Annotated in this window: 27 protein-coding genes; 18 read left to right on the top strand and 9 right to left on the bottom strand. The window is 54.9% G+C overall.

What is annotated here, in order from left to right; translation table 11 throughout:
- Nucleotides 1-2 precede the first annotated feature (2 nt).
- From rsxA to ACQG2G_RS09410, 10 genes are all read left to right on the top strand, one after another.
- Complete coding sequence (rsxA, locus tag ACQG2G_RS09455) at nt 3-584, top strand: electron transport complex subunit RsxA (protein ID WP_013096898.1); 582 nt, start codon at nt 3-5, stop codon at nt 582-584.
- On the top strand, nt 584-1,162 hold the full coding sequence (gene rsxB, locus ACQG2G_RS09450; RefSeq protein ID WP_013096899.1) for an electron transport complex subunit RsxB: 579 nt from the start codon (nt 584-586) through the stop codon (nt 1,160-1,162). The genes rsxA and rsxB overlap by 1 nt, the downstream gene beginning before the upstream one ends.
- A complete protein-coding gene (rsxC, locus tag ACQG2G_RS09445; protein WP_062934334.1) occupies nt 1,155-3,275 on the top strand; it encodes an electron transport complex subunit RsxC in 2,121 nt (706 codons plus the stop codon). The genes rsxB and rsxC overlap by 8 nt, the downstream gene beginning before the upstream one ends.
- Nucleotides 3,276-4,328: an electron transport complex subunit RsxD gene (rsxD, locus tag ACQG2G_RS09440; protein WP_038980391.1), complete on the top strand. Its 1,053-nt coding sequence runs from the start codon at nt 3,276-3,278 to the stop codon at nt 4,326-4,328.
- A 10-nt stretch (nt 4,329-4,338) separates the two neighbouring features.
- Nucleotides 4,339-4,959, top strand: coding sequence for an electron transport complex subunit RsxG (gene rsxG / locus ACQG2G_RS09435; RefSeq protein ID WP_047352548.1), 621 nt, complete (start codon nt 4,339-4,341; stop codon nt 4,957-4,959).
- A 2-nt stretch (nt 4,960-4,961) separates the two neighbouring features.
- Nucleotides 4,962-5,648: an electron transport complex subunit E gene (locus ACQG2G_RS09430; protein WP_023622212.1), complete on the top strand. Its 687-nt coding sequence runs from the start codon at nt 4,962-4,964 to the stop codon at nt 5,646-5,648.
- Complete coding sequence (gene nth / locus ACQG2G_RS09425; protein WP_020688297.1) at nt 5,645-6,280, top strand: endonuclease III; 636 nt, start codon at nt 5,645-5,647, stop codon at nt 6,278-6,280. The genes ACQG2G_RS09430 and nth overlap by 4 nt, the downstream gene beginning before the upstream one ends.
- A gap of 615 nt (nt 6,281-6,895) precedes the next feature.
- Nucleotides 6,896-8,404 (top strand): dipeptide/tripeptide permease DtpA, encoded by a 1,509-nt coding sequence (gene dtpA, locus ACQG2G_RS09420; RefSeq protein WP_013096905.1) that lies wholly within the window; start codon nt 6,896-6,898, stop codon nt 8,402-8,404.
- 98 nt (nt 8,405-8,502) lie between these two features.
- Entirely contained in the window at nt 8,503-9,108 is a 606-nt protein-coding gene (gene gstA / locus ACQG2G_RS09415; RefSeq protein WP_013096906.1) for a glutathione transferase GstA, read from the top strand.
- A gap of 111 nt (nt 9,109-9,219) precedes the next feature.
- Nucleotides 9,220-10,416, top strand: coding sequence for a DDE-type integrase/transposase/recombinase (locus ACQG2G_RS09410; RefSeq protein ID WP_248766856.1), 1,197 nt, complete (start codon nt 9,220-9,222; stop codon nt 10,414-10,416).
- A 73-nt stretch (nt 10,417-10,489) separates the two neighbouring features.
- Here ACQG2G_RS09410 and pdxY read toward each other — a convergent pair whose 3' ends face one another.
- The 5 genes from pdxY to anmK form a co-directional block, all read right to left on the bottom strand.
- Nucleotides 10,490-11,350, bottom strand: coding sequence for a pyridoxal kinase PdxY (pdxY, locus tag ACQG2G_RS09405; RefSeq protein ID WP_061773066.1), 861 nt, complete (start codon nt 11,348-11,350; stop codon nt 10,490-10,492).
- Between the two features lie 66 nt (nt 11,351-11,416).
- On the bottom strand, nt 11,417-12,691 hold the full coding sequence (gene tyrS / locus ACQG2G_RS09400; RefSeq protein ID WP_014831636.1) for a tyrosine--tRNA ligase: 1,275 nt from the start codon (nt 12,689-12,691) through the stop codon (nt 11,417-11,419).
- A gap of 125 nt (nt 12,692-12,816) precedes the next feature.
- Entirely contained in the window at nt 12,817-13,473 is a 657-nt protein-coding gene (pdxH, locus tag ACQG2G_RS09395) for a pyridoxamine 5'-phosphate oxidase (protein ID WP_013096909.1), read from the bottom strand.
- Nucleotides 13,474-13,530: 57 nt separating this feature from the next.
- A complete protein-coding gene (gene mliC / locus ACQG2G_RS09390) occupies nt 13,531-13,854 on the bottom strand; it encodes a C-type lysozyme inhibitor (RefSeq protein ID WP_013096910.1) in 324 nt (107 codons plus the stop codon).
- A 93-nt stretch (nt 13,855-13,947) separates the two neighbouring features.
- The gene (anmK, locus tag ACQG2G_RS09385) at nt 13,948-15,072 is read right to left on the bottom strand and encodes an anhydro-N-acetylmuramic acid kinase (RefSeq protein ID WP_029882777.1); all 1,125 of its coding nucleotides are present in this window, start codon (nt 15,070-15,072) and stop codon (nt 13,948-13,950) included.
- A 254-nt stretch (nt 15,073-15,326) separates the two neighbouring features.
- On the opposite strand from anmK, the gene slyB reads away from it, so the two are divergent.
- Both slyB and ACQG2G_RS09375 read left to right on the top strand, forming a co-directional pair.
- Complete coding sequence (slyB, locus tag ACQG2G_RS09380) at nt 15,327-15,794, top strand: outer membrane lipoprotein SlyB (protein WP_013096912.1); 468 nt, start codon at nt 15,327-15,329, stop codon at nt 15,792-15,794.
- Nucleotides 15,795-15,992: 198 nt separating this feature from the next.
- Nucleotides 15,993-17,354 (top strand): sensor domain-containing diguanylate cyclase, encoded by a 1,362-nt coding sequence (locus tag ACQG2G_RS09375; RefSeq protein ID WP_040023036.1) that lies wholly within the window; start codon nt 15,993-15,995, stop codon nt 17,352-17,354.
- Nucleotides 17,355-17,387: 33 nt separating this feature from the next.
- On the opposite strand, the gene slyA is transcribed toward ACQG2G_RS09375, so the two are convergent.
- Nucleotides 17,388-17,831, bottom strand: coding sequence for a transcriptional regulator SlyA (slyA, locus tag ACQG2G_RS09370; RefSeq protein WP_020688303.1), 444 nt, complete (start codon nt 17,829-17,831; stop codon nt 17,388-17,390).
- A 186-nt stretch (nt 17,832-18,017) separates the two neighbouring features.
- On the opposite strand from slyA, the gene ACQG2G_RS09365 reads away from it, so the two are divergent.
- Genes ACQG2G_RS09365 through ACQG2G_RS09355 form a run of 3 tightly spaced genes read left to right on the top strand, consistent with a single transcriptional unit; the run spans nt 18,018 to nt 21,144 of the window.
- Nucleotides 18,018-18,254 (top strand): DUF1656 domain-containing protein, encoded by a 237-nt coding sequence (locus tag ACQG2G_RS09365; RefSeq protein ID WP_013096914.1) that lies wholly within the window; start codon nt 18,018-18,020, stop codon nt 18,252-18,254.
- A gap of 2 nt (nt 18,255-18,256) precedes the next feature.
- The gene (locus ACQG2G_RS09360) at nt 18,257-19,117 is read left to right on the top strand and encodes an efflux RND transporter periplasmic adaptor subunit (protein WP_013096915.1); all 861 of its coding nucleotides are present in this window, start codon (nt 18,257-18,259) and stop codon (nt 19,115-19,117) included.
- On the top strand, nt 19,117-21,144 hold the full coding sequence (locus ACQG2G_RS09355; RefSeq protein ID WP_130626028.1) for an FUSC family protein: 2,028 nt from the start codon (nt 19,117-19,119) through the stop codon (nt 21,142-21,144). The genes ACQG2G_RS09360 and ACQG2G_RS09355 overlap by 1 nt, the downstream gene beginning before the upstream one ends.
- Here ACQG2G_RS09355 and sodC read toward each other — a convergent pair.
- The 3 genes from sodC to ACQG2G_RS09340 all read right to left on the bottom strand — a co-directional run bounded on the left by sodC (nt 21,123) and on the right by ACQG2G_RS09340 (nt 22,907).
- Nucleotides 21,123-21,641 carry a superoxide dismutase [Cu-Zn] SodC gene (sodC, locus tag ACQG2G_RS09350; protein WP_013096917.1) on the bottom strand — a complete coding sequence of 173 codons (519 nt, stop codon included), beginning with the start codon at nt 21,639-21,641 and terminating at the stop codon, nt 21,123-21,125. The genes ACQG2G_RS09355 and sodC overlap by 22 nt on opposite strands.
- Nucleotides 21,642-21,722: 81 nt before the next feature.
- Entirely contained in the window at nt 21,723-22,619 is an 897-nt protein-coding gene (locus ACQG2G_RS09345; protein ID WP_013096918.1) for an aldo/keto reductase, read from the bottom strand.
- A gap of 48 nt (nt 22,620-22,667) precedes the next feature.
- Nucleotides 22,668-22,907: a DUF1289 domain-containing protein gene (locus ACQG2G_RS09340; RefSeq protein WP_013096919.1), complete on the bottom strand. Its 240-nt coding sequence runs from the start codon at nt 22,905-22,907 to the stop codon at nt 22,668-22,670.
- 148 nt (nt 22,908-23,055) lie between these two features.
- Between ACQG2G_RS09340 and eptA the strand changes: the two genes are divergently transcribed.
- Genes eptA through ACQG2G_RS09325 form a run of 3 tightly spaced genes read left to right on the top strand, consistent with a single transcriptional unit; the run spans nt 23,056 to nt 26,473 of the window.
- Nucleotides 23,056-24,681, top strand: a complete 1,626-nt coding sequence (eptA, locus tag ACQG2G_RS09335) for a phosphoethanolamine transferase EptA (RefSeq protein ID WP_348595856.1) — start codon at nt 23,056-23,058, stop codon at nt 24,679-24,681.
- A gap of 41 nt (nt 24,682-24,722) precedes the next feature.
- Nucleotides 24,723-25,322 (top strand): TetR/AcrR family transcriptional regulator, encoded by a 600-nt coding sequence (locus tag ACQG2G_RS09330; protein WP_028028082.1) that lies wholly within the window; start codon nt 24,723-24,725, stop codon nt 25,320-25,322.
- Between the two features lie 53 nt (nt 25,323-25,375).
- On the top strand, nt 25,376-26,473 hold the full coding sequence (locus tag ACQG2G_RS09325) for an alkene reductase (RefSeq protein ID WP_348595857.1): 1,098 nt from the start codon (nt 25,376-25,378) through the stop codon (nt 26,471-26,473).
- Nucleotides 26,474-26,553 lie beyond the last annotated feature (80 nt).

Here is a 26,553-nt window from a genome sequence, read left to right as displayed (position 1 = left end):
TAATGACCGATTACTTACTGCTCTTTGTCGGCACAGTGCTGGTTAACAACTTCGTTCTGGTGAAGTTCCTTGGCCTGTGTCCGTTTATGGGCGTGTCCAAAAAGCTGGAAACGGCAATGGGCATGGGGCTGGCAACCACCTTCGTGATGACGATGGCGTCCATCTGCGCCTGGTTGATTGATACCTGGATCCTCATCCCGCTGGGTTTAGTCTATCTCCGTACGCTGGCCTTTATTCTGGTCATTGCCGTAGTGGTGCAATTTACCGAAATGGTGGTGCGTAAAACCAGCCCGGCGCTCTATCGCCTGCTGGGTATCTTTCTGCCGTTGATCACCACCAACTGTGCCGTTCTTGGCGTAGCGCTGTTGAACATTAATCTCGGGCATAATTTCATGCAGTCGGCGCTGTACGGTTTTTCTGCCGCCGTCGGTTTCTCGCTGGTGATGGTGCTGTTTGCCTCTATTCGTGAGCGCCTCGCCGCAGCGGATATCCCTGCGCCCTTTCGCGGAAACGCGATTGCGCTGGTGACCGCAGGTTTAATGTCTCTGGCCTTTATGGGCTTTAGTGGTCTGGTGAAGTTGTAATGAATACCATCTGGATTGCCATCGCCTCCATCAGCGTGCTGGGGTTGGTGTTTGGCCTGATTCTGGGTTACGCCTCCCGCCGATTCGCGGTAGAGGACGATCCTGTTGTTGAAAAAATCGATGAGCTTTTGCCGCAAAGCCAGTGTGGGCAGTGCGGCTATCCTGGCTGTCGTCCCTATGCAGAAGCCGTGGGTATTCAGGGTGAGAAAATCAACCGCTGTGCGCCAGGCGGCGAAGCGGTAATGCTAAAAATTGCAGCGCTGCTAAACGTCGACCCACAGCCCATTGATGGCGATGCGCAGGTGCAGGAGCCCGTGCGTGCCCTCGCGGTGATTGACGAAGCGAACTGCATTGGCTGCACCAAGTGTATTCAGGCATGCCCTGTCGACGCCATTGTTGGCGCCACCCGCGCCATGCACACCGTTGTGGCGGATCTGTGCACCGGCTGTAACCTCTGCGTGGCTCCCTGCCCGACGCAATGTATTGAGTTGCGCCCGGTTGAAACGACTACCGAAAGCTGGAAGTGGGATCTTCAAACCATTCCGGTTCGCAATATTCCTGTGGAACAACATGCTTAAGTTATTTTCTGCTTTCAGAAAAGAGAAGATTTGGGACTTTGACGGCGGGATCCATCCGCCAGAGATGAAAACCCAGTCCAGCGGCACGCCGCTGCGTCAAATTCCGCTGGCGACCCGTTTCGTCATGCCGCTGAAGCAGCACATTGGCGCTGAGGGTGAGTTGTGCGTTAAAGAAGGCGATACCGTCCTTCGCGGCCAGCCATTGACCTTTGGTCGTGGGCGTATGCTGCCGATCCACGCCCCGACATCCGGTAAAGTGGTGGCGATTACCCCTCACACCGTTGCACATCCGTCAGCCCTCTCCGAACTGAGCGTCATTATTGAAGCCGACGGCGAAGACCGCTGGATCGAACGTGATGGCTGGAGCGACTACCGCGCCCGCAGCCGGGAAGCGCTTATCGACCGTATTCATCAGTTCGGCGTTGCCGGGCTGGGTGGCGCAGGGTTCCCGACCGGCGTCAAACTGCGCGGTGGCGGCGATAAAATTCAGACCCTGATTATCAACGCCGCCGAATGCGAACCCTATATCACCGCCGATGACCGCCTGATGCAGGATTGCGCCGCGCAGGTCGTGGAGGGGATCCGTATCCTTGCCCATGTGCTGCAACCCCGTGAAGTGCTGATTGGCATTGAGGATAACAAACCGCAGGCCATTTCCATGCTGCGCGCGGTGCTCGCCGGTAGCCACGATATCAGCCTGCGCGTCATTCCGACCAAGTACCCGTCGGGCGGGGCAAAACAGCTGACGCAAATACTCACCGGAAAGCAGGTTCCCCACGGCGGCCGCTCGTCGGATATTGGCGTGCTGATGCAAAACGTGGGTACCGCCTACGCCGTGAAACGCGCGGTGATTGACGGTGAACCCCTGACCGAACGCGTGGTGACGCTGACGGGCGAATCAGTGTCTCGTCCGGGGAACGTCTGGGCGCGTCTGGGCACGCCGGTTCGTCATCTTCTGGAGCAGGCCGGATTCTGTCCCGGCAGCGATCAGATGGTGATCATGGGCGGTCCATTGATGGGCTTTACCCTGCCGTGGCTGGACGTTCCGGTCGTAAAAATCACTAACTGCCTGCTCGCCCCCTCCCCCACCGAAATGGGTGAAGAGCAGGAAGAGAAAGGCTGCATCCGCTGCAGCGCCTGTGCCGATGCCTGCCCGGCCGATCTGCTTCCACAGCAGTTGTACTGGTACAGCAAAGGTCAGCTGCACGATAAAGCGCAAGCGCATAATCTGGCTGACTGCATCGAATGCGGCGCGTGCGCCTGGGTCTGCCCTAGCAACATTCCGCTGGTGCAGTACTTCCGTCAGGAGAAGGCCGAGATTTATGCCATCTCGATGGAAGAAAAACGCGCTGCCGAAGCGAAAGCCCGCTTTGAAGCCCGCCAGGCTCGTCTGGAGCGTGAAAAACTGGCCCGTCAGGAGCGTCATAAGCAGGCTGCCGTTCAGCCAGGCGAGAAAGATCAGGATGCCATTAACGCGGCGCTGGCTCGCGTGCGCGAGAAAAAAGCGACCGCAGCGCAACCTGTGGTGATCTCCGCCGGTGAGAAGCCAGATAACAGCGAAGCCATTGCCGCACGTGAAGCGCGTAAGGCCGCGGCGCGCGCGCGTCAGGCGGAAAAAGCGCAAACAGGGCAACCGGAAGAAACCCGTGTCGATCCGCGTAAAGCGGCCGTTGAAGCGGCCATCGCCCGCGCCAAAGCACGGAAAGCGGGAGAGCAGCAGGTAGTCGTTGAGCAAGAGGCCACAGACCCGCGCAAAGCCGCCGTTGAAGCCGCGATAGCCCGCGCTAAAGCGCGTAAAGCGGCGCAGCAACCGCAACCGACCGCAGAAGAGGCGCCGGTCGATCCGCGTAAAGCGGCTGTCGAAGCGGCCATCGCCCGGGCCAAAGCACGGAAAGCGGCGCAGCAACCACAACCAGCTGCAGAAGAGGCACCAGTCGACCCGCGCAAAGCCGCTGTCGAAGCGGCCATCGCCCGCGCCAAAGCGCGTAAAGCGGCTCAGCAGGAAGTACAACAGCCTGCCGCGAACGACGATCCACGCAAAGCCGCCGTCGCCGCCGCGATTGCACGCGTTCAGGCGAAGAAAGCCGCACAGCAAGCAGTTAACGAGGATTAAATGGTTTTCAGAATCGCAAGTTCCCCTTACACCCATAACCAGCGCCAGACGTCGCGCATTATGATGCTGGTCTGCCTGGCTGCACTGCCGGGTATTGCCGTTCAGTTCTGGTTTTTCGGCTGGGGAACCCTGTTCCAGTTAGCACTGGGCTGTGCCAGCGCCGTAGCGGCCGAAGCGCTGGTGCTGAAGCTGCGTAAGATGAACATCTCCCGTATTCTCAGCGATAACTCCGCCCTGCTGACGGGCCTGCTGTTGGCCATCAGTATTCCGCCGTTTGCGCCGTGGTGGATGATCGTGCTCGGCACGGTGTTTGCGGTGATTATTGCCAAACAGCTGTACGGTGGGCTGGGCCACAATCCCTTTAACCCGGCGATGGTCGGCTACGTGGTACTGCTTATCTCCTTCCCGGTACAAATGACCAGTTGGCTGCCGCCGCACGATATCGCCGCCACGGTGCCGGGTTTTATGGATGCCCTTCAGGTGATCTTTACCGGCCATACGGCGTCCGGTGCCGATATGAATGCGTTGCGTATGGGCGTGGATGGTGTCAGCCAGGCCACACCGCTCGATACGTTTAAAACGTCCCTGCGTGCCGGGCACAGCGTTGAGCAGATCATGCAATCAGCCATCTACAGCGGCGTGCTGGCCGGTGCAGGCTGGCAGTGGGTTAACCTGGCATATCTGTTGGGCGGCCTGTTCCTGCTGCAGCAGAAAGCGATCCGCTGGCATATTCCGGTGAGCTTTCTGGTCACGCTCGCGGTCTGCTCCACGCTGGGCTGGCTCTTCTCCCCTGAATCCCTGGCGAGCCCGCAGATGCATCTGCTCTCTGGTGCCACCATGCTGGGCGCGTTCTTTATTCTGACCGATCCGGTAACCGCCTCGACCACCAATCGCGGTCGTCTGATCTTCGGTGCGCTGGCCGGTCTGCTGGTGTGGCTGATCCGCAGTTTCGGCGGATACCCGGATGGCGTAGCGTTCGCCGTCCTGCTTGCCAACATCACCGTTCCGCTCATTGACTACTACACGCGCCCGCGCGTGTACGGCCATCGGTAAGGGTTTCGCGATGCTGAAAACAATGCAAAAACATGGCGTCACGCTGGCCATTTTCGCTGCTGTCCTCACCGGGATGACGGCACTGGTGAACGAACTGACCAAAACGACCATTGATGAACAGGCCGCAAAGCAGCAACGCGCGCTGTTCGATCAGGTGATGCCGTCTGATTTCTACGATAATGACCTGCAGAAAAGCTGTTTCGTGGTACAGGCGCCGCAGTTAGGTAAAGGCCCGCATCGTCTCTATATCGCCCGTAGAGGCGATAACGCGGTGGGCGTGGTGATGGAGGCCACGGCACCAGACGGGTATTCCGGTGCCATTCAGCTACTTGTGGGTACCGATTTTTCCGGTACCGTGTTGGGTACCCGCGTGACTCAACACCACGAAACGCCGGGCCTTGGGGATAAAATTGAGACACGCCTGAGCGACTGGATTTTGCATTTTGCCGGTAAGGTGATCCACGGCGAAGCGGACCCGGCATTTGCCGTCAAGAAAGATGGCGGCGAGTTTGACCAGTTCACCGGGGCCACCATTACGCCGCGTGCCGTCGTGAATGCCGTAAAACGTGCAGGGTTGTATGCAGAAACGCTGCCTGCGCAGATTAACAATCTTCCGGCCTGTGAGGAGTGAGCATGAGCCAGGTTAAAGAGGTCATTGTCCAGGGGTTGTGGAAGAACAACTCCGCGCTGGTACAGCTGCTGGGATTGTGCCCGCTGCTGGCGGTGACATCCACCGCTACCAACGCATTGGGGCTGGGGCTTGCCACCACGCTGGTGCTGACCCTGACCAACCTCTCCATTTCCACCCTGCGCCGCTGGACGCCGTCGGAAATCCGTATTCCGATTTACGTCATGATCATTGCGTCAGTGGTGAGCGTCGTTCAGATGCTGATTAACGCCTACGCGTTCGGTCTGTATCAGTCACTGGGGATTTTTATCCCGCTGATCGTTACCAACTGTATCGTGGTGGGGCGTGCAGAAGCCTTTGCCGTGAAGAACACCCCGGCGATGTCGGCCCTGGATGGTTTCTCCATCGGAATGGGGGCCACCTGCGCGATGTTCGTTCTGGGCTCACTGCGTGAAATTCTTGGCAACGGTACCCTCTTCGACGGCGCAGACGCGCTGCTGGGAAGCTGGGCTAAAGTTTTACGCATCGAGGTGTTTCATACGGATACGCCGTTCCTGCTGGCTATGCTGCCACCGGGTGCGTTTATTGGCCTTGGCATGATGCTGGCGATAAAATACCTGATTGATGAAAAACGTAAGCGCCGCGCGGCTGAGCGCAGCGTGCAGGAAGGGATACCCGGGAAAGCCTCATGAACAAAGAAAAGCGCATTGCGATCCTCACCCGTCTTCGGGACGCAAACCCGCACCCGACGACTGAGCTGAATTTCACTTCGCCGTTTGAGCTGCTGATCGCAGTGCTGCTTTCGGCTCAGGCCACTGACGTGAGCGTGAATAAGGCCACCGCCCTGCTCTATCCTGTGGCCAATACCCCGAAAGCCATGCTGGAGCTGGGCGTGGAAGGGGTGAAGTCTTATATCAAAACCATCGGGCTGTTTAACAGCAAAGCGGAGAACGTCATTAAGACCTGCCGCATTTTGCTGGAGCGTCACGGTGGTGAAGTGCCGGAAGATCGCGAGGCGCTGGAAGCGTTGCCGGGTGTGGGACGTAAAACGGCGAATGTGGTACTTAACACCGCGTTTGGCTGGCCGACCATCGCGGTTGATACCCATATTTTCCGTGTCGCTAACCGAACCAACTTCGCTCCGGGTAAAAATGTCGAACAGGTGGAGGAGAAGCTATTAAAAGTGGTTCCCGCTGAATTCAAAGTCGACTGTCATCACTGGCTTATCCTGCATGGCCGTTATACCTGCATTGCCAGAAAGCCTCGCTGCGGCTCATGTATCATTGAAGATCTCTGCGAATATAAAGAAAAAGTGTATCCCTGAACGGCGCTATTTATTTACTTTCGCATCATCAAGACCTTACTAAAGGAAGGCTTAACTAAAAACCTTCCTTCAGGCCGCAAGTTGTCCGCTTATGTTCTCTTACGCCCTGTCAATTGTTCGGTCATTTAACGCTCAAACAGGTTAATAGTTTTTTCACTACCGAAAATTTCTATACATTTGTGATCGCGATCACTCTGATAACTTCATGTTGATTTTTTGTTGTCAGATCCCACCTAAACCCTTTGCCAGACAAGATGTAATCCTTCAATGGCCGCAGATAAGACCACTCATTTTTCAGAATATGGGCTATATGACTGCATTTAACGGTAAATAGCAGAACATATCGCCAAACAACCCTCTCCGCCGGTTTTTCGCAGTCAAAAAAACCAACAAAACCCATTGTGTGAAATTTAACGCTGAATAACATTTGCAGAAACCGAGGATTATAGCGGCTCAGTTATATGTAACAGATTATTACAAACGTATTGCCAGACGGGTCAGGATAGTGAACATTACCCGCCGTTTCTCCTCCCAATATAACTATAAAGCGGATGGACTCCGACCATCACGCTATGAACACCCCCGTTAATATGGGATGTAAAAAAAGAGGTATATGTGTCAACTGCAAACAATAAACCAACAGATGAAAGCGTGAGTTTGAACGCTTTTAAACAGCCAAAAGCGTTCTATCTCATCTTCTCTATCGAGTTATGGGAGCGTTTTGGTTATTACGGCCTGCAAGGGATCATGGCGGTTTACCTGGTAAAACAGCTGGGTATGTCCGAAGCCGATTCCATCACGCTGTTCTCTTCATTCAGTGCCCTCGTTTACGGTCTGGTCGCGATTGGCGGCTGGCTTGGTGATAAAGTTCTGGGTACGAAGCGTGTCATTATGCTGGGCGCCATTGTTCTGGCAATCGGCTATGGTCTGGTTGCCTGGTCTGGTCATGACGCAGCCGTAGTCTATATGGGTATGGCAACCATTGCCGTTGGTAACGGATTGTTCAAAGCGAACCCGTCTTCCCTGCTCTCTACCTGCTACAGCAAAGATGACCCACGTCTGGACGGTGCATTCACCATGTACTACATGTCCATCAACATTGGTTCATTCTTCTCCATGCTGGCAACCCCATGGCTCGCCGCAAAATTCGGCTGGAGCGTGGCGTTTGCGCTGAGCTTTGTTGGTATGCTGATTACCGTTGTGAACTTCCTGTTCTGCCGTAGCTGGGTTAAGGACTACGGTTCAAAACCTGATTTCGAACCGGTGCATATGGGCAAACTGCTGGCCACCATCGTGGGTGTTGTTATCCTCGCGGCCATCGCCACCTGGTTGCTGCATAACCAGGGTGTTGCACGTGCCGTTCTGGGCGTGGTGGCACTGGGTATCGTCATCATCTTCGCGAAAGAAGCCTTCGCGATGCAGGGTGCGGCCCGTCGCAAGATGATTGTGGCCTTCATTCTGATGCTGGAAGCGATTATCTTCTTCGTGCTCTACAGCCAGATGCCTACCTCGCTGAACTTCTTCGCTATTCGCAACGTTGAGCACTCCATCCTGGGTATCGCGTTCGAGCCGGAGCAGTATCAGGCGCTGAACCCGTTCTGGATCATGATTGGTAGCCCAATTCTGGCGGCTATCTATAACAAGATGGGTGACCGTCTGCCAATGCCGCACAAGTTCGCCATCGGTATGGTGCTGTGCTCTGGTGCGTTCCTCGTGCTGCCACTGGGTACCAAATTTGCGACTGACGCCGGTATCGTCTCCGTTAACTGGCTGATCCTGAGCTATGCCCTGCAGTCTATCGGTGAACTGATGATCTCCGGTCTGGGTCTGGCGATGGTTGCACAGCTGGTGCCACAGCGTCTGATGGGCTTCATCATGGGTAGCTGGTTCCTGACCACTGCCGGTGCAGCCATCATCGCAGGTAAAATCGCAAACCTGATGGCGGTGCCTGAGAACGTGACTGACCCGCTGGTTTCACTGAATGTGTACGGCACCGTCTTCCTGCAGATTGGTATCGCAACGGCGGTTATCGCGGCGCTGATGCTGCTGACGGCACCGAAGCTGAACCGCATGACTCAGGACGACGACAAAGCGACGAAAGCGACCGAAACCGCTACCGCGTAACGTTATTGAGAAACGATGAGCCGCTAATTTATTAGCGGCTTTTTTTTTGTTTGCTTGCGCACTAACATAGCTGAAACCTCAGCAAAAAGGAGTTACCGATGAAACTGTTCTACAAACCGGGCGCGTGCTCTCTTGCTTCCCATATTACCCTGCGCGAGAGCGGCAAAGATTTCACGCTGGACGGCGTTGACCTGATGAAAAAGCGCCTGGAAAACGGCGACGATTTTTTTGCGATTAACCCGAAGGGACAAGTTCCGGCACTGCTTCTGGATGACGGTACCCTGCTGACAGAAGGCGTCGCCATTATGCAGTACCTGGCAGACAGCGTGCCCGATCGCCAGCTGCTGGCCCCGGTAAGTACGGTTTCACGCTATAAAACGCTCGAGTGGCTGAACTACATTGCAACCGAACTGCATAAAGGATTTACGCCGTTGTTCCGCCCGGATACACCGGAAGAGTACAAACCGACCGTTCGCGCCCTGCTGGAGAAAAAGCTACAGTACGTCAATGAGTCATTGAAGGACGATCAGTATATCTGCGGGGCACGCTTCACCATCGCCGATGCGTATCTCTTTACCGTGTTGCGCTGGGCGCGTGCGGTTAAGCTGAATCTGGACGGGTTAGACCATATCGCAGCATATATGACGCGTATGGCGGAGCGCCCTGCGGTGGCCGCGGCGCTGAAAGCGGAAGGATTGAATTAACCGGGTCGTTATTGTCCGGCGGCGCTTCGCTTGCACGGGCCTACGGGATTTGTAGGCCGGGTAAGCGCAGGGTATGAACCGGAAACATGGGTGACACTTTAGACCGGATACATGGGTAACAGTTATAACTGGCATAGAAGAGGAGACTCGCTATGCCCTGGACTGAGACCCGACCTATGCAACGCCTTGATTTTATCCGTGCCTGCCATGCAGGTACAGTCTTTTTCAGCCCTCTGCCGTCTCTTCGGCATCAGCCGAAAAACCGGTTACAAATGGCTTGAACGTTTTGACCCTTCTGACCTGTCATCTCTCTCTGACCGCTCGCGTGCTCCGCACTCCCACTCCCGGACGGTTCCTGATGCTGTCGCCGGACAGCTTACGGCCCTGAGGCAAAAACATCCTGACTGGGGTCCCAAAAAACTGAGGATGTGGCTCCTCAACCATCATGTCGATTTTACCGTACCGGCTGCCAGCACCATCGGTGATATCCTCAAGCGTGAAGGCCTGGTCCCGGATAAAAAAAGAAAACGCAGAACGCCGGGAAACCGTCAGCCCCTGACGACCATCAGTGAGAACAATCAGGTCTGGAGCGCTGATTTTAAAGGTAAATTCAGGCTACTGAACCGGCAATACTGTCATCCCTTCACCCTGACCGACAATCACAGCCGGTATCTTCTGAGCTGTCAGGGAACGGACCGGGAAAGCGAGCCCTTCGTCAGAAAGTGTCTGACGGATGCGTTCCTGGAATACGGTCTGCCGGAAGTACTCCGGACGGACAACGGTCAGCCTTTCGCAGGAACAGGTATAGCCGGATTAAGCCGCCTTGCGGTCTGGCTAATCAAACTGGGCATCAGACCGGAACGTATCAGAAAGGGGCATCCGGAAGAAAACGGCCGCCATGAGCGAATGCACCGTTCGCTGAAAAGCGCAGTGAAACAGGGCAACACCTTCATGACGATGGAAGAACAACAGCGATGGTTCAGTGACTACCGGGAAGAGTTTAACCACGAAAGGCCACATGAAGCCCTGTCGGGAGCAACGCCCGGAACGGTGTGGCAACCCTCAAGCCGACAATGGGATGGCAGGGTTCCTGAATACACTTATCCGGCAGGGGGTATGGTCTACAGAGTAAAATCGAGGGGAACACTCTATATGGGTAAAAAAGGGACAGTGTTCCTAAGTGAAGCCCTGACTGGCGAGTACATTATGCTGGAAGAACAAGATGATGGCCTGGAGGCCATCATCTTTAATGGAATAACGCTTGCGTACTACGACCGGAAAACCGAGAGTGTGCTCCGGATAGACTAAAAGTGTTACCTATGTTCCCGGTCTGATCTGTCACCTATGTATCCGGTCATACAGCAGCGCCACCCGGCATAGTTTAGAGCTGTGTCGCGCTGAAATAGTGCTCCGGCTGCGCAATACGATCCTGTGCCGCCACTATCTGCAGTTCGTATTCCTGCATCTCTTTTGTCGCAATCATAATTTCGTACACCGCTGCAGTCACATGCTCAAGCGCTTCGCGCAGCGTCGCACCCTGTAGCAGTTTCACCAGCAACAATCCGCTGGTCACATCTCCCACGCCCACTGGCTGACGCAGGCCAAAATCTACCAGGGGACGGCTGATGTGCCAGGCTTCGTCTTTGGTCACCAGCAGCATCTCAAAGCGGTCTCTGCTCAGCCCTGCACGGGCGAGATGTTTCACCAGCACAATCTCAGGCCCCTGGGCTATCAGTTCACGAGACGCGCTTACCGCCTCTGCGACGCTGTTAACCGGATGCTCGCAAAGGATCTCCAGCTCAATCAGGTTGGGCGCGATGATATCGCTGGCAGGTAACGCATGGCGAACATGGAATTCAGCCACGCCAGGCGCCACAATGCAGCCTTTTTCCGGATGCCCCATCACCGGATCGCAGAAGTACTTTGCTGCGGGATTAGCTGCTTTCACCTGGCGAACGATGCCGAGGATATGCTCCCCCTGCTCTGCGGAGCCCAGGTAACCACTCAGAACCGCGTCACAGCGTTTGAGCTGGTCGATATCGGCAATGCCCTGCACGATCTCCGTGAGATGCGAAGGCGGCATCACGCAGCCGGTCCATTTGCCGTATTGTGTATGGTTTGAGAACTGTACGGTATTGAGGGGCCAGACGTTAGCCCCGAGGCGGCGCATCGGGAATTCCGCCGCGCTATTGCCAGCATGTCCAAAAACAACGTGGGACTGAATGGCGAGGATGTTCTTCATTTTATGCTTACCAAACCCTGAAAAAACAAAAAGGGCGTGGTTTCCCACGCCCCTGGAGACTTTTATTTATTTCCAGCAGACCAGACAGTAATTTTTCTTACCGCGACGCAGCAGCGTGTAGCGGCCATACAGGCGATCGCTGTCGGCGAAGGTGTATTCCGGGTCAGCCTGTTTTTCACCGTTGATGGTGATGGCGTTAGACGCAATGGTTTTACGCGCCTGCCCGCGAGACGGCTGCAGCTCTGAGTCCACCAGCGCCTGCATCAGGTCAGCCCCTTTCTCCATCTCAACCATCGGTACGCCATCCTGCGCCAGCTGCTCGAAGTCAGCTTCGCTCAAATCGCTCAGCGTACCGTTGAACAGGCTTGCGGTGATGCGTTTCGCCGCAGCCAGACCTTCTTCACCGTGAACCAGTTTGGTCACTTCATCCGCCAGCACATACTGCGCGCGTGGTGCTTTACCGCTGTTTTTATCTTCTTCTTCCAGGGCGTTGATGGTTTCAATGTCCATGAAGGTGAAGAACTTCAGGAAGCGGTAAACATCGGCGTCCGCGGTGTTGATCCAGAATTGATAGAATTTGTACGGGCTGGTTTTCTTCGGATCGAGCCATACCGCACCGCCTTCGGTTTTACCGAATTTAGTCCCGTCGGCTTTGGTGATCAGCGGAACGGTCAGACCAAACACCTGGTTTTGATGCAGGCGACGGGTCAGATCGATACCGGAAGTAATGTTACCCCACTGGTCAGAACCGCCAATCTGCAGGCAAACGCCGTGCAGTTTGTTCAGACAGGCGAAGTCGTAGCCCTGCAGCAGGTTATAAGAGAATTCAGTAAAGGAGATACCTTGATCGTCACGGTTCAGGCGCTGTTTCACCGCTTCTTTGTTAATCATCTGGTTAACAGAGAAGTGCTTGCCGATGTCACGCAGGAAGGTCAGCACGTTCATGCTGCCAAACCAGTCGTAGTTATTGGCGGCAATCGCGGCGTTATCACCACAGTTGAAGTCGAGGAACGGTGCAACCTGTTTGCGGATCTTATCCACCCACTCCTGCACGGTGTCTTCGGTGTTCAGTTTACGCTCAGCGGCTTTAAAGCTTGGGTCGCCGATCAGACCGGTCGCGCCGCCCACCAGGGCCACAGGCTTATGGCCTGCCATCTGGAAGCGTTTCAGGCATAACAATGGAACAAGATGCCCCAAATGCAAGCTGTCAGCGGTGGGATCAAAGCCGCAATAGAGCGCGATCGGGCCTTGCGCCAGTCGCTCTGCTAACGCTTCCTCGTCCGTCACCTGGGCCACGAGGCCCCGCTCTTGCAATTGTTTAATCAAGTTACTGCTTGCCATCAAATTCTCCATGTATAAACGACTGCACCTTTGCCGGTACACGACTTTTCGCCTGATGCGAAAGGACCATAGAATAAAGCGCAAGCGCGGCGTGCGCTAGCGCTTAAATCAACAAATTTCGGGGATTACGGTGCCAGCCTGTCGATTTTCCAGCCGCCGTTGTCGCGCTGGTATAAAAAGCGGTCGTGCAGGCGATGTTCGCCCCCCTGCCAGAACTCAATCTGCTCGATCGGAATGCGGAAACCGCCCCAGAAGCTGGGCAGTGGTATTTCGCCCTGCTGGAATTTCTGCTTCAGTTCAAGGAATTTGCTTTCCAGCACGCCGCGGGCAGAAATTCGGCTGGACTGTTTTGAGACCCAGGCGCCAATCTGGCTGTCACGCGGGCGGCTGTGGAAGTACTTCACCACTTCCAGTGTGGAAAGGCGCTCCGCTTTGCCTGTGACCATGACCTGGCGTTCCAGCATATGCCAGGGGAACAGGAGACTGATTCGGGGATTGTTCTCTAAATGGTGCGCTTTGCGGCTGCCCAGGTTGGTGTAAAACACCAGCCCTTTCTCGTCATAATGCTTAAGCAGCACGATACGTTGATACGGTTGACCATTTTCATCCACCGTGGCAACCACCATGGCCGTTGGGTCGGCCAGTTTTGCTTCACAGGCCTGTTTCAGCCAGCGTTCAAAAAGCACCAGAGGTTCAGCGGGAAGATCCTGGCGACGCAGGCCGCCTTTGGTGTATTCACGGCGCAGATGCGCTATTTGCTGCAGTTCGTCGTTATCAGACATGGCATTAGGTGACGTTGAGATTGGGTGGCGCTATTGTGCGCCGCCCCTGTGAAAATCTCAACGCTTCGGATTTTCGAGCTGGCAATTGTTCAGCACGATGCGGTCGCGTTTGTAGACGGTGGCGCTGTCACCTTTCGACCAGAAGACGTAAATACCGTCGCTGTAGCGCGCGCCGGAGGCGGAGATCCCCTGCTTGAGCGTCAGCAATTTATTGTCATAGACAAAGCTGGCTTCCTGGCGGGGATTATTAAGCTTGACGGTCAGCGGCTTTTCATCACAGCGATATTCCAGCGTGTCGGTCTGCATGCGCTCAACGAGCTGGTTATAGACGCTGCAGCCTGACAGCAAGACAGGTACAGCAATAAGAAGAAGTTTTTTCATGAGCGTATTCCGAAGACTATCCTGGTCCTGGAGGGCTAATGGGCCCTCCTGTTCCCTTTTATTTTACCGGCGACGCGCTGCGCTGAATTTCAGTTAACTCTGATTATGACGGGGATTGGCCGGGAAAATGGCACCGAGAACGCTGGCTTCGCGTGCGCCGGTGACTGAGGGCAAATTCCCCGGCAGCCCGGCAACGGTGCGCCAGGCAAGCCAGGCGAAGGCCAGCGCTTCCATGTCGTCTCCGCTGATGCCGGCTTCATCGGTGGTTGTCACTTCGGTGCCCGGCAACAAGCCGGCAAGGCGCGCCATCACCAGCGGGTTGCGGCTTCCGCCCCCGCAGACCAGCAGACGTTCGCAGCCACCGCTCAAAAGTACCTGTTCTGATATGGAGACCGCCGTGAGCTCGGCCAGCGTCGCCTGAACATCCTGCGGTGCCAGCGCCGGGAACCGAGCCAGCTGACGTTCAAGCCAGCCATAGTTAAAATACTCGCGTCCCGTGCTTTTTGGTGCCGGCAGGGCAAACCAGGGATCGCTAAGCATGGACTGCAGCAGCGGGATAATGACTTTGCCTTCACTCGCCCACTCGGCGTCTTTATCATACGGTTTACCGCACTGACGCCAGATCCAGGCATCCATAAGCATGTTACCCGGGCCAGTATCATATCCCCGTACCGGCTGGCCCGGGATCAGCATCGACAGGTTGGCAATACCGCCAATGTTAAGCACCATACGGCGCTCTGACGGGTGCCCCAGCAACGCCTGGTGGAAGGCCGGCACCAGCGGCGCACCTTGCCCGCCCAGCGCGATGTCGCGACGCCGGAAATCACCCACGACCGTGACGCCCGTTTTTGCCACAATCTGATTATTATCGCCAATTTGCAGGGTATGCGGCGCATCGCCAGTGGGTTCGTGCCAGACGGTCTGCCCGTGACAGCCAATCGCGACCACATCCTGCGGCCGGAGATTCTCTTTATGCATCAGCGCCAGCACCGCATCGGCAAACAGCGCCCCCAGCCTGACATCAAGCTGTCCAAGCTGCGAAAGCGTCAGCTGTTGCCCCTGGCAGATGCTCAGGATCTCCTCTTTCAGCGAAACAGGGATAGGCCAGGTCAGACTTGCCTGTTGTGCCACCATGTTTTCGTCTATGGCGGCCAGAACGACATCTACCCCATCCAGACTGGTGCCAGACATCACACCAATATAGCGACCCGATTTCATGCGCTTTCCTTACGTTGCGTGGGCTAAGGATAACCACTCAACCATAAACAGCCCCGCTTTGCCATCAGGCGATAATATTTTTTAACACTCTCAGTGAGGTAACGCGTCGAAATTTTGTTTATCTCTCGTTAAGTCAAATTCAAGTACAATTTTCCGATTGTTAGTGCAAAGATATGAACGATGGCCCTTTATGCCATATAATTTAGCCATAACGGATGCCCGGATTGGGCGTTTTTGGTGAACAGGAGATTCAAATGATTTTACGTGTACTGGGCGTTTCGCTGATTGGTTTAACTCTGGCTGGCTGTGTGAATGACAGTTCACTTTCTGGCGACGTTTATAGCGCTTCTGAAGCGAAACAGGTTCAGAACGTGACTTACGGTACGATTGTTAACGCACGTCCTGTTCAAATTCAGGGTGGTGACGAGAACAACGTCATGGGTGCCATCGGCGGTGCGGTTCTGGGTGGCTTCCTGGGTAACACCGTAGGCGGTGGTACAGGCCGTTCTCTGGCGACTGCGGCAGGTGCCGTTGCGGGTGGCGTAGCAGGCCAGGGCGTTCAGGGTGCGATGAATAAAACCCAGGGCGTAGAGCTGGAAATCCGTAAAGACGACGGCAGCACCATTATGGTTGTGCAGAAACAGGGCAGCACCCGCTTCTCTGCAGGTCAGCGCGTCGTGCTGGCAAGCAACGGTAGCCAGGTTACCGTTTCTCCGCGTTAATTCATAAAAAGGATGTGGCTGCCAGGCCGCATCCTTTTACAAATAGCATCATTATAATAAATAGTTTTACAAAATTTATTCAGGCAATGAATAATTAACCACGCCGTATCTTGTTCCTGCGCAAAGTATTCCCCTCTCTTTTGCATTAGGCTAATCTCAATTAACTTTTTTATTTATTATTTTCGTTGAAACATACTTATGCTTGCGATCTCCCGGTACGTGAAAAAACCCTATATTCCATTCTGTTTAGGGTGCATTGTCGTCATTGGAATATTACAAATTTTATTTTTAAAACTGGTCGAATGGGTTCCCTCTTTCTCACCGCTTTTATTCCCTACACTCACCATTTTTTTACTGGTATTCCATCTGTTTATTGCCTGCTTTATGGCCATGAAATACTGGTGTGACAGAAGACGGTTGTACCTGATTGCTATCGCTTTCGCCTTTGCCGGTTCAGCCATGCTGATGGTGGGTACGCTTACCAGTTTCCCGGCCTGGCTTGATCTCTACCAGCTCAACGTCGTGGACTATAACGATACGATGATCTTCTTTATGTACCGCCATCTGTTAATGGCGGTACTGATGATTGCGTCGGCCCTGCTATATATCGTCAGGGATAATCCGCTTTCACGTGCGGCGCATATCGCCATTGTTGCCGGTACATTTCTGTTTATGGTGGGCATGGTGCTGTTGGCCTGGCTTAGCTCCAGCCACTCATCATTAATGTCGTTAGACCTGGTGGATAATGAAACCCATCAATTTATGGTTCTCTGGAGCCATGCAATCAATATCGTCTTGATTATTCTTTGGGTGGTGACATTAGCAACGCTAATGGTTATTACCCGCGTACGCAATATTTTTTGGGTGGGCGGTAATTTTTTATGTGTCTGTTATATCGTGACGCTCGCGATGCTATTAGCAGGCGGACACGCGGAGGATATTTCCTGGTATCGAGCGCGCTTATTTGAAACTGTTGCGACGTTATTGATTATTTTTGTTCTGCTTTATGATGTCTTTAGACTCTATCGCGACTCGCATTTGAAATATCAACAGTCGTATCAAAACTCAATTCGCGATCCTCTGACCCGCCTCTACAATCGCAGCTATTTTTACGACTCGCTAAACCAGGCACTCGGTGCCTGTAAAGCCAGCCGTCCGGTTTCGGTTATCGTCAGCGATCTCGACCGCTTCAAGCGCATCAACGACTGCTACGGCCATCTGCAGGGCGACAAAGTGTTGCAGTTTGTGGCGCATCTGCTGATGGATTCCGTACGGCCTCAGGATATTGCCGCACGTATTGGCGGTGAGGAATTTGTGTTGATGTTAACCAACACCCCTTCAGCAGCCGCGTACCAGGTGGCGGAACGCATCCGCCTGAAGCTGAGCAGCTTTGATAAGACCAGCAGCGGGGGACAGCTTCCGGAGCCCATTACCATCAGCATGGGCGTCTTTACGGCAACGTCCGTGGAGACGACGGCTGAAGAGTGTGTGGAAAAGGCTGATAAAGCGATGTATGAGGCGAAAGAGACGGGTCGCAACCGGGTGATCGTCTCCAGATGATAAAAGGCCTTGCGAATGCAAGGCCTGATAAGGTCAGGCGTCGCGTGCCTGCAGGTCGTGAATGTTCTGCTCAAGGCGTCCAATCAGACTGATGAGCATTTCAAGCTCCGCAGGGGAAACCCCGGACAGGATCTCACCGCGCGTTTTGGTAATCACTGCTTCCATTTCAGTGATAATGGGAGCCGCTTTCTCAGTGAGTTTAATTCGCTTGGCGCGACGGTCGCTGGCACAGGTTTGTCGGGAGATCAGCCCCTTCTCTTCCAGTTGGTCAAGCGTACGCACCAGCGACGGCTGCTCAATACCAATCGCCTTTGCCAGTTGAATTTGTGACTGGTCGGGCGGCAGCTGATGAATGTTGTGCAGCGTGACCCAATGCGTCTGTGTCAATTCCAGAGGTTTCAGGCGATGGTCAATCAGAGCACGCCAGACGCGTACCAACCTTGCCAGATCAGAACCTAATGGCGATTCCAATTTCATCTCCTTATAATTAGCTTGCTAAGTTATTATACTGATTTTAGAATAGTGTGCAGCATTTGTATTGCCAAAACAAATGCATTACGACATTCATCAAATTTAAAAGTATGACTTACACTGAAAAGTGATGTTCCATCTCATTAAGACAAGCCATCCCGGCATTCTGTTCACTGCAAAGGATCTCTGCTCGTGACGTTTTTTCATCGCTCAGAGGGGCTGCCCCTTCAGGACCTGATCTTCGGTGCATCAGTCTACTTTCCTCCCCTGTTTAAAGCCGTTCTGGTGGGCTTTGTGATCTGGCTTGTCGCGCATCGTCTGCTCCGCGACTGGATGTATTCTGGCGAGATCTGGCACCCCATGCTGATGGATCTCTCCCTGTTCGCCCTCTCCGTGTCTCTTGGCCTTGCTGTGCTGATTGTGTGGTGATTATGCCCCTGAAAACGCTGAAGTACTTTTCCACCCTCTTTGTCCTGGCTCTGGCCCTGGTTGCCGGCTGGTGGCTGTGGAATTTTTATATGCAGTCACCCTGGACACGCGACGGTAAAATTCGCGCTGAACAAGTGAGTATCACCCCGCAGGTATCTGGCAGTATCACGGCGCTTCTGGTTAAGGATAACCAGTTTGTTAAAAAGGGAGATGTTTTATTCCGCATTGACGACACCCCTTACCATATCGCGATCCTAAACGCCCAGGCGCAGCTGGCTAAGGCCCAGACTGAGCTGGCGAAAGCGAACAACGAAGCCACGCGTCGTCGGCATTTATCACAAAACTATATCTCTGCCGAAGACCTGGACACCGCCAACATCAACGTCAAGGCGATGCAGGCCAACGTCAATGTGGCAGAGGCAACGCTCAAACAGGCGCAATGGGAACTGACGCAAACCGTGGTACAGGCCCCTGTCGATGGCTGGGTGACGAACCTCTCTGCCCGCGTGGGTAATTATGCCACCACCGGCCAACCGATTTTCGCGCTGGTCGACAGCCACTCGTTTTACGTCGTGGGCTATTTTGAAGAGACCAAACTTCGCCATATTCGGGAAGGTGCCCCTGCCACAATAACGCTTTATAGCGGCTCGCAAAGGTTACAGGGTCACGTTTCCAGCATTGGCCGTGCCATTTACGATCAGAGCGTTGAAACCGATTCAGGCCTGGTTCCCGACATCAAACCTAATGTCCCCTGGGTGCGCCTGGCCCAGCGCGTGCCGGTTCGGGTTGAATTTGACCGCTTACCGCAGGGGTTAACGCTGGTCTCCGGCACAACCTGTACTGTCTCGATCGGAACACCCTGATGAATGCCTTCTCCTGGCGAAATCTGCCGTGGATGAAAGCAACGCGCCCTCAGTGGCGCTACGCCCTGCGCAACGGCATTGCCATGTGCCTTGCGCTGACCGTCGCCTACTATCTGAACCTTGACGAGCCTTACTGGGCCATGACCTCCGCGGCGGTCGTGAGCTTCCCGACCGTTGGCGGAGTGATCAGTAAAAGCCTTGGGCGCATCGCGGGCAGCCTGCTCGGTGCCACTGCGGCGCTGATCATTGCAGGCCATACCCTGAACGATCCGTGGCTTTTTTTACTGAGCATGGCGGCATGGCTGGGATGCTGCACCTGGGCCTGCGCCCACTTTACCAACAACGTCGCCTACGCCTTCCAGCTGGCGGGCTATACCGCCGCGATTATTGCCTTTCCGGTAGTTAACGTTCTCGATACCACCGAGTTATGGGATATCGCCCAGGCGCGCGTCTGTGAAGTTATTGTCGGTATTCTGAGCGGCGGGTTTATGATGATGATCCTGCCCAGCACCTCCGACGGCACCGCGCTTATCACGGCGCTGAAGACCATGCATACCCGCTTGCTGGAACATGCGAGCCTGCTCTGGCAGCCGGATACTAACGATGAGATTCGCCTGGCGCATGAAAAGGTGATTGGTCAGATCCTGACCATGAATCTGTTACGCATTCAGGCCTTCTGGAGCCACTATCGTTTTCGCCGCCAGAATACCCTGCTGAACTACCTGCTTCACCAGCAGCTACGGATGACCAGTGCGATCTCCAGCCTGCGCCGGATGTTACTCAACTGGTCAACGCCACCGGAAAACACCCGCGCCATCATTGAAACGCTGCTCGCAGCCCTTGCCCGCCCGGATGCCGACATCTACACGGTGGCCCGCATTATCGCCCCGCTTGCGCCGAAAGATGAGTACGATTATCGCCACCGCGCCTTCTGGCAGCGCCTGAACTACTTTTGCCGCCTGTATCTGCGCAGCAGTCGCTGGATCAAGGCCGTTGAAAATGCCACGCCGATAACGGAATTCGCCGTTCCCAGTAGCCCGGCGCTGGCGCGGCACACTGACTATCTCGAAGCGCTGTGGAGCGGTTTTCGAACCTTTTGCGCCCTGACGCTGGTGGGGGCATGGAGCATCACCACGCAGTGGGAATCTGGCTCCGCCGCGCTCACGCTGGCCGCCATCAGTTGCGTGCTCTACTCCGTCGCCGCCTCGCCGTTCAACTCGCTTACGCTGCTGCTGCGCACGCTGGTGTTGTTATCGCTGTTCAGCTTTGTGGTCAAGTTCGGCCTGATGGTGCAGATAAGCGACCTGTGGCAGTTCCTGCTGTTTCTGTTTCCGCTATTAACCACGATGCAGCTTCTGAAGCTGCAAATGCCCAAACTTGCGGGGCTCTGGGGTCAGTTGATTGTCTTTATGGGCTCGTTTATCTCAGTCACAAACCCGCCGGTTTATGATTACGCCGATTTTCTCAATGATAATCTGGCAAAAATCCTGGGCGTGGGTCTGGCGTGGCTGGCTTTTGCCGTATTACGCCCCGGCTCAGACGCGCGTAAAAGCCGACGCCATATCCGCGAGCTTCGTAGGGGGTTTGTCGATCAGCTCAGCCGTAAACCGCATCTGCGTGAAAGTGAGTATGAATCGCTGGTGTACCACCATGTCAGCCAGCTCAATAACAGCCAGGACTCGCTTTCCCGCCGCTGGCTGCTGCGCTGGGGAGTGGTCCTGCTGAACTGTTCCCACGTGGTCTGGCAACTTCGCGCATGGGAGACACGCTCCGATCCGCTGTCGCAGGTGCGCGACGTGTGCATCTCTCTGCTACGCGATGTGATGAGTGAACGCGGCGTTCAGCAACGCCCGCTGGAAGCGACGCTGACTGAACTGCAGCGGATCTGCGACAGTCTTGCTCACCACCATCAGCCCGCCGCGCGTGATTTAGCGTCGATAATCTGGCGGCTGCACTGTTCCCTGTCGCAGCTGGAACAAGCGCCACCGCCGGGGACGATTGGGGATCAGATCACCCCGCAGGCATAGCGTGCCCCACCACCGCCAAGCGGTTTCGGCTGATCGGACATATTGTCGCCGCCGACGTGGATCATTAGCGCCTTGCCTTTCACCTCATCCAGCTTTTTGAGGCGTGGCGCAACAACCGGATCCGTGGCTTTGCCGTCATTATTTACCACCAGCACGGGCAGATCGCCCAGATGGCCCATTCCATTTGGGCCCTCATGCTTACCGGAATGTTGTGGGTCAAGGTGGCCACCTGCCGCCTCTGCTGCCGAGGGTTTACCCTCTTTTAACGCGGGCTGACAACTCCCCTTGGCATGAACATGAAAACCATGTTCGCCGGGAGGCAGGGCCTTAAGATCGGGCGCAAATTCCAGTCCTTTGTCGGTTTCAGTGATTTTCACTGTGCCGATGGACTGACCTACGCCCTGCGAGGTGACGAGATTCATTTCTACTTCATCGCTGGCTGCCTGCGCCCCTGCGCAAACAACCAGCGTGACCAGTGCCAGAGCAAAACGCTTCATATGACCTCCGCTGGTTATTTTTTGCCTCTTAAGTGTATACCAGAGGCAAAGATTTCACCGGAAAGTCACATTTTTACCGGTTTACGGTACGTCGTAACCGAGCGCAGCTTTGCGGATGCGGAACCACTGCTGACGGCTCATCTGCAGCTCTTCAGCCGCCAGGGCAGAACGCACGCGTTCAATTTTACCGGAACCAATGATTGGTAGCGGTTTCGACGGCAGACGCAGGATCCACGCGTAAACCACCTGTTCGATGTTCTCAGCGTTCAGTTCACGGGCAATGGTTTCCAGCTCATTGCGCAGCGGCTGGAATTCATCGTCATTGAACAGACGACCGCCACCAAGGCAGGACCACGCCATAGGACGGATGCGCAGCTGTTGCAGCTGATCGAGCGTACCATCCAGCAACAATGGCTGATGCACCGGGGAGATTTCCACCTGGTTGGTGGCCAGGGTAAAGGGCAGACGAGACTGCAGCAGCGCAAACTGCGCCGGGGTAAAGTTTGAGACACCAAAATGACGCACTTTGCCGCTTTGATGCAGCGCCAGGAAGGCTTCGGCGACCTCATCGGCATCCATTAACGGGTCAGGACGGTGGATCAGCAGCAGGTCGATATGATCCGTCGCCAGGTTCACCAGCGACTGCTCGGCGCTTTTGATGATATGTGCGCTATCGGTAATGTAATGACCAAGGGTATGTTCAGGTTTTGCCGTCGTGGCAATACCGCATTTGGTGACAATTTCCATCCGCTCACGCAGCGCCGGAACAAGCTTGAGGGCTTCTCCGAACGCCGCTTCACACGCATAGCCGCCATAAATGTCAGCATGATCGACGGTGGTGATCCCTAAATCGAGGTGCTCCTCAATGAAGCTCGCCAGTTGCAGGGGGGACATATTCCAGTCCATCAGGCGCCAGTAGCCCATCACAAAGCGGGAGAATTCTGGCCCCTGGGGGGCAAGGGTAATACGCTGAACCATAACATTTTCCTCAAGGAAGTGATGTCATGAGTATACGCAATAAGCGTGTTAAAACAGTGAAGGTTGCTGGGGTTCTTCGGTTTCACCCGGCTTGTTTGCACGTATTTTGCGCAGAAACCGCTGGCGGCAGAGGCGAAGCACCTCCTGCTTTTGCGTGTCGCTGAAATTTTGCCAGTTAAACCGCTCGTCGCGGGTACGCATACACCCACGGCAATAACCGCGTTCATCCACCTGACAAATCCCCCGGCACGGGCTCTGGATGGGGAAAAACTCCAGCTGCTCTGCCACGTTCACCTCCGAATACCGACACTCACCTACAGTGAAGACGTTAAACGCCCCACGTGCAAGGGCTTTACCACAGTTTTGTGGCATTAAGGTTTCACTAATCTTCCCTCTCTATACTCGCCTCATCAATATGATGACAGGTTTCTTTTCGATGTGGTTAACGAAGAAGTTACAGTGTAACGATATAAAATTCACTCTGGGTTGTGCGCTTTTCTTTACGCTGATAAACGCACTGTTTATTCAACGTAGCTGGGCCATTATTGCCCCGGCAAGGCTTCACGATATCCTTTTTGCCGCGTCCGTGCCGCTGGTGCTGTTCTGCGGCTGGGTGATTGTCTTCAGCCTGCTCAATATCCCCTTTATCCGTAAGCCGCTGCTGATCGTCTTAACCGTCGGCTGTGCCGCGGCAACGTACTTTATGTATACCTATGGCGCGGTTATCGATCAGAACATGATTGTTAACGTGTTCGAAACCAACTCCCAGGAAGCCACAGCGCTGGTCACGCCGCAGATGATTCTGTGGATTGTCATAGCAGGACTGGTTCCTTCCGTGGTGTTGGCGATGACGCGTATTCAGACCGGAAAATGGTGGTATGCGCTGCTGATGCGCATTGCCGCCATGCTTGGCGCCCTGCTGGTGATCATCCTCGTCGCCGCCGTGTTTTATAAAGATTATGCGTCGCTGTTTCGCAACAATAAGAGCATCGTCAAGATGGTCACCCCAGCTAACTACGTCAGCGCCATGATGAAATACAGCAAAATGCGCTGGTTCGAAGGTGACCAAACGCTGGTGCGTATAGGTGAAGATGCGCATAAAGGCCCGCTGATTGCAGGACAGAACAAGAAAACAGTTCTGGTGCTGGTTGTCGGTGAGGCCTCACGTGCCGCGAACTACTCGCTGAATGGTTATGGCCGTGAAACGAACCCGGAACTGAAAAAACAGGATGTCATCAACTTCCCGCAGGCCACGTCATGCGGTACCGAAACGGCCGTTTCCGTTCCCTGCATGTTCTCCGGGATGACGCGCAGCAAATACGATGCCGACCTGGCACATCACCAGGAAGGGTTGCTCGATGTGCTCAAACACGCGGGAATCAACCTGCTGTGGCGCGACAATGACGGCGGCTGTAAAGGTGCCTGCGACCGCATACCCCATACTGATATGACCCAGTGGAACCTGGATCAGTTCTGCCAAGACAAGTCCTGTATTGATGATGTGAACTTCTACCGTCTCGACAACGTGCTGGACGGCCTGAAACAGGACACCGTACTGGTTATCCACCTGATGGGCAGCCACGGCCCGGCTTACTATCACCGTTACCCGGACAATTTCCGCAAATTCACCCCAACCTGCGACACCAATGAGATTCAGGATTGCGATCACCAGGCGCTGATGAATACCTATGACAACACCATTCTGTATACCGACAGCGTGGTCAGCAAAACCATCGATGCGCTGAAGGCACGTCAGGCGAATATGAACACCGCGCTGATTTACCTTTCCGACCACGGCGAATCGCTGGGCGAAAGCGGAATTTATCTGCACGGCACGCCGTATATGCTGGCGCCAGAGCAACAAACGCACATTCCGTTTATGTTCTGGTTATCACCGGACTACGCGAAAAACTTTGGTATCAACGCGCAGTGCCTGCGCGACTATGCAGCAAAAAATGCGGTTTCGCAGGATAATCTGTTCTCTACCGTACTGGGTATGATGGATGTGAAATCAACGGTTTATCAGCAGCAACTGGATATTCTGAACGCATGTCGTCAGTAAACGCCCTTGCAATAGACCGAACGGTCTATTAGAGTTTGGCCATGAGCAGAAATACTGAACACGATACACGCGAACATTTACTGGCGACTGGCGAGCGGCTTTGCATGCATCGCGGGTTTACCGGTATGGGGTTAAGCGAGTTACTTAAAACCGCTGAAGTGCCAAAGGGGTCGTTTTATCACTACTTCCGATCCAAAGAGGCGTTTGGCGTGGCGATGCTGGAGAGGCACTATGCCAGCTACCATCAACGCCTGGCCACCCATTTCGCCAGTGGTGAAGGAAACTATCGGGATCGTGTTCTCAACTACTATCAGGAAACGCTGAACCAGTTCTGTCAGCAGGGCATTATCAGCGGTTGCCTGACGGTAAAACTCTCTGCAGAAGTGTGCGATCTCTCCGAAGATATGCGTGCGGCAATGGATAAAGGTGCCAGCGGCGTGATCGCCCTGCTGGCGCAGGCGCTTGAGAATGGCCGCCGTGAAAAAACGCTGGCCTTCGCCGGTGAGGCGTTAACGCAGGCGCAGGTTTTATATTCGCTCTGGTTAGGGGCGAATCTGCAGGCCAAAATTTCCCGCAGTGCCGTGCCGCTGGAAAGCGCACTGGCACATGTTAATAGCAGCATTACTGCGCCTGGCGTGTAGCAGGCGTTTTTATTTACTTAATTACTAGTCGACTGGTCTACTCAGGAGTCGTTATGTCAGCTGAAAAACTTTTCACCCCACTGAAAGTGGGCGCCGTCACCGCACCAAACCGCGTGTTTATGGCCCCACTCACCCGTCTGCGCAGCATTGAGCCGGGTGATATCCCAACCCCACTGATGGGTGAATACTATCGTCAGCGCGCCAGCTCTGGTCTCATCATCACTGAAGCCACGCAGATTTCCGCACAGGCGAAGGGATATGCCGGCGCACCAGGCCTGCACAGCCCGGAGCAGATTGCCGCCTGGAAGAAAATCACCGCTGGCGTTCACGCCGAAGAGGGTCGCATTGCGGTTCAGCTGTGGCACACCGGTCGTATCTCTCACAGCAGCATTCAGCCTGGCGGACAGGCACCGGTTTCCGCGTCAGCCCTGAATGCGAATACCCGCACTTCCCTGCGCGATGAAAACGGTAACGCGATCCGCGTCGATACCTCAACGCCACGCGCCCTTGAGCTGGATGAGATCCCGGGTATCGTGAACGATTTCCGTCAGGCGGTGGCTAACGCCCGTGAAGCCGGTTTTGATCTGGTTGAACTGCACTCCGCGCACGGTTACCTCCTGCACCAGTTCCTTTCACCGTCGTCCAACCACCGCACGGACCAGTACGGCGGCAGCGTCGAAAACCGCGCCCGTCTGGTGCTGGAAGTGGTTGATGCCGTTTGTCAGGAGTGGAGCCCGGACCGTATTGGTATTCGCGTCTCCCCAATCGGTACGTTCCAGAACGTCGACAACGGTCCGAACGAAGAAGCGGACGCGCTGTATCTGATTGAAGGGCTGGCGAAACGCGGCATCGCGTATCTGCACATGTCCGAGCCGGACTGGGCCGGTGGTCAGCCTTACTCTGAGGCTTTCCGCCAGAAAGTGCGCGAGCGTTTCCACGGGGTGATCATCGGTGCGGGGGCCTATACGCCGGAGAAAGCCGAAGATCTGATTAATAAAGGGTTGATCGACGCCGTGGCCTTTGGTCGTGATTACATTGCCAACCCGGACCTGGTTGCCCGTCTGCAGCAGAAAGCAGCGCTGAACCCACAGCGCCCGGAAAGCTTCTACGGCGGCGGCGCGGAAGGCTATACCGACTACCCTACGCTGTAATCTCTCCGTTGTGCATTGATAGCGGCGGCCTTTCGCCGCTATACTAAAACATCGTTTCTGTTCAAAAAGATACTCTACTC

Source organism: Enterobacter cloacae complex sp. 382A5 (genome assembly GCF_050031095.1).
Classification (GTDB): domain Bacteria; phylum Pseudomonadota; class Gammaproteobacteria; order Enterobacterales; family Enterobacteriaceae; genus Enterobacter; species Enterobacter cloacae.
Note: the sequence above shows the minus strand (reverse complement) of the source record. Positions and strands in the feature narration are given on the sequence as shown.

What these genes read in the sequence shown, in the direction of transcription:
- rsxA (WP_013096898.1), top strand. Translation starts at nt 3, where the DNA reads ATGACCGATTACTTACTGCTCTTTGTCGGCACAGTGCTGGTTAACAAC.
- rsxB (WP_013096899.1), top strand. Translation starts at nt 584, where the DNA reads ATGAATACCATCTGGATTGCCATCGCCTCCATCAGCGTGCTGGGGTTG.
- rsxC (WP_062934334.1), top strand. Translation starts at nt 1,155, where the DNA reads ATGCTTAAGTTATTTTCTGCTTTCAGAAAAGAGAAGATTTGGGACTTT.
- rsxD (WP_038980391.1), top strand. Translation starts at nt 3,276, where the DNA reads ATGGTTTTCAGAATCGCAAGTTCCCCTTACACCCATAACCAGCGCCAG.
- rsxG (WP_047352548.1), top strand. Translation starts at nt 4,339, where the DNA reads ATGCTGAAAACAATGCAAAAACATGGCGTCACGCTGGCCATTTTCGCT.
- ACQG2G_RS09430 (WP_023622212.1), top strand. Translation starts at nt 4,962, where the DNA reads ATGAGCCAGGTTAAAGAGGTCATTGTCCAGGGGTTGTGGAAGAACAAC.
- nth (WP_020688297.1), top strand. Translation starts at nt 5,645, where the DNA reads ATGAACAAAGAAAAGCGCATTGCGATCCTCACCCGTCTTCGGGACGCA.
- gstA (WP_013096906.1), top strand. Translation starts at nt 8,503, where the DNA reads ATGAAACTGTTCTACAAACCGGGCGCGTGCTCTCTTGCTTCCCATATT.
- ACQG2G_RS09410 (WP_248766856.1), top strand. Translation starts at nt 9,220, where the DNA reads ATGGGTAACAGTTATAACTGGCATAGAAGAGGAGACTCGCTATGCCCT.
- pdxY (WP_061773066.1), bottom strand. Translation starts at nt 11,350, where the DNA reads ATGAAGAACATCCTCGCCATTCAGTCCCACGTTGTTTTTGGACATGCT.
- tyrS (WP_014831636.1), bottom strand. Translation starts at nt 12,691, where the DNA reads ATGGCAAGCAGTAACTTGATTAAACAATTGCAAGAGCGGGGCCTCGTG.
- pdxH (WP_013096909.1), bottom strand. Translation starts at nt 13,473, where the DNA reads ATGTCTGATAACGACGAACTGCAGCAAATAGCGCATCTGCGCCGTGAA.
- mliC (WP_013096910.1), bottom strand. Translation starts at nt 13,854, where the DNA reads ATGAAAAAACTTCTTCTTATTGCTGTACCTGTCTTGCTGTCAGGCTGC.
- anmK (WP_029882777.1), bottom strand. Translation starts at nt 15,072, where the DNA reads ATGAAATCGGGTCGCTATATTGGTGTGATGTCTGGCACCAGTCTGGAT.
- slyB (WP_013096912.1), top strand. Translation starts at nt 15,327, where the DNA reads ATGATTTTACGTGTACTGGGCGTTTCGCTGATTGGTTTAACTCTGGCT.
- ACQG2G_RS09375 (WP_040023036.1), top strand. Translation starts at nt 15,993, where the DNA reads ATGCTTGCGATCTCCCGGTACGTGAAAAAACCCTATATTCCATTCTGT.
- slyA (WP_020688303.1), bottom strand. Translation starts at nt 17,831, where the DNA reads ATGAAATTGGAATCGCCATTAGGTTCTGATCTGGCAAGGTTGGTACGC.
- ACQG2G_RS09360 (WP_013096915.1), top strand. Translation starts at nt 18,257, where the DNA reads ATGCCCCTGAAAACGCTGAAGTACTTTTCCACCCTCTTTGTCCTGGCT.
- ACQG2G_RS09355 (WP_130626028.1), top strand. Translation starts at nt 19,117, where the DNA reads ATGAATGCCTTCTCCTGGCGAAATCTGCCGTGGATGAAAGCAACGCGC.
- sodC (WP_013096917.1), bottom strand. Translation starts at nt 21,641, where the DNA reads ATGAAGCGTTTTGCTCTGGCACTGGTCACGCTGGTTGTTTGCGCAGGG.
- ACQG2G_RS09345 (WP_013096918.1), bottom strand. Translation starts at nt 22,619, where the DNA reads ATGGTTCAGCGTATTACCCTTGCCCCCCAGGGGCCAGAATTCTCCCGC.
- eptA (WP_348595856.1), top strand. Translation starts at nt 23,056, where the DNA reads ATGTGGTTAACGAAGAAGTTACAGTGTAACGATATAAAATTCACTCTG.
- ACQG2G_RS09330 (WP_028028082.1), top strand. Translation starts at nt 24,723, where the DNA reads ATGAGCAGAAATACTGAACACGATACACGCGAACATTTACTGGCGACT.
- ACQG2G_RS09325 (WP_348595857.1), top strand. Translation starts at nt 25,376, where the DNA reads ATGTCAGCTGAAAAACTTTTCACCCCACTGAAAGTGGGCGCCGTCACC.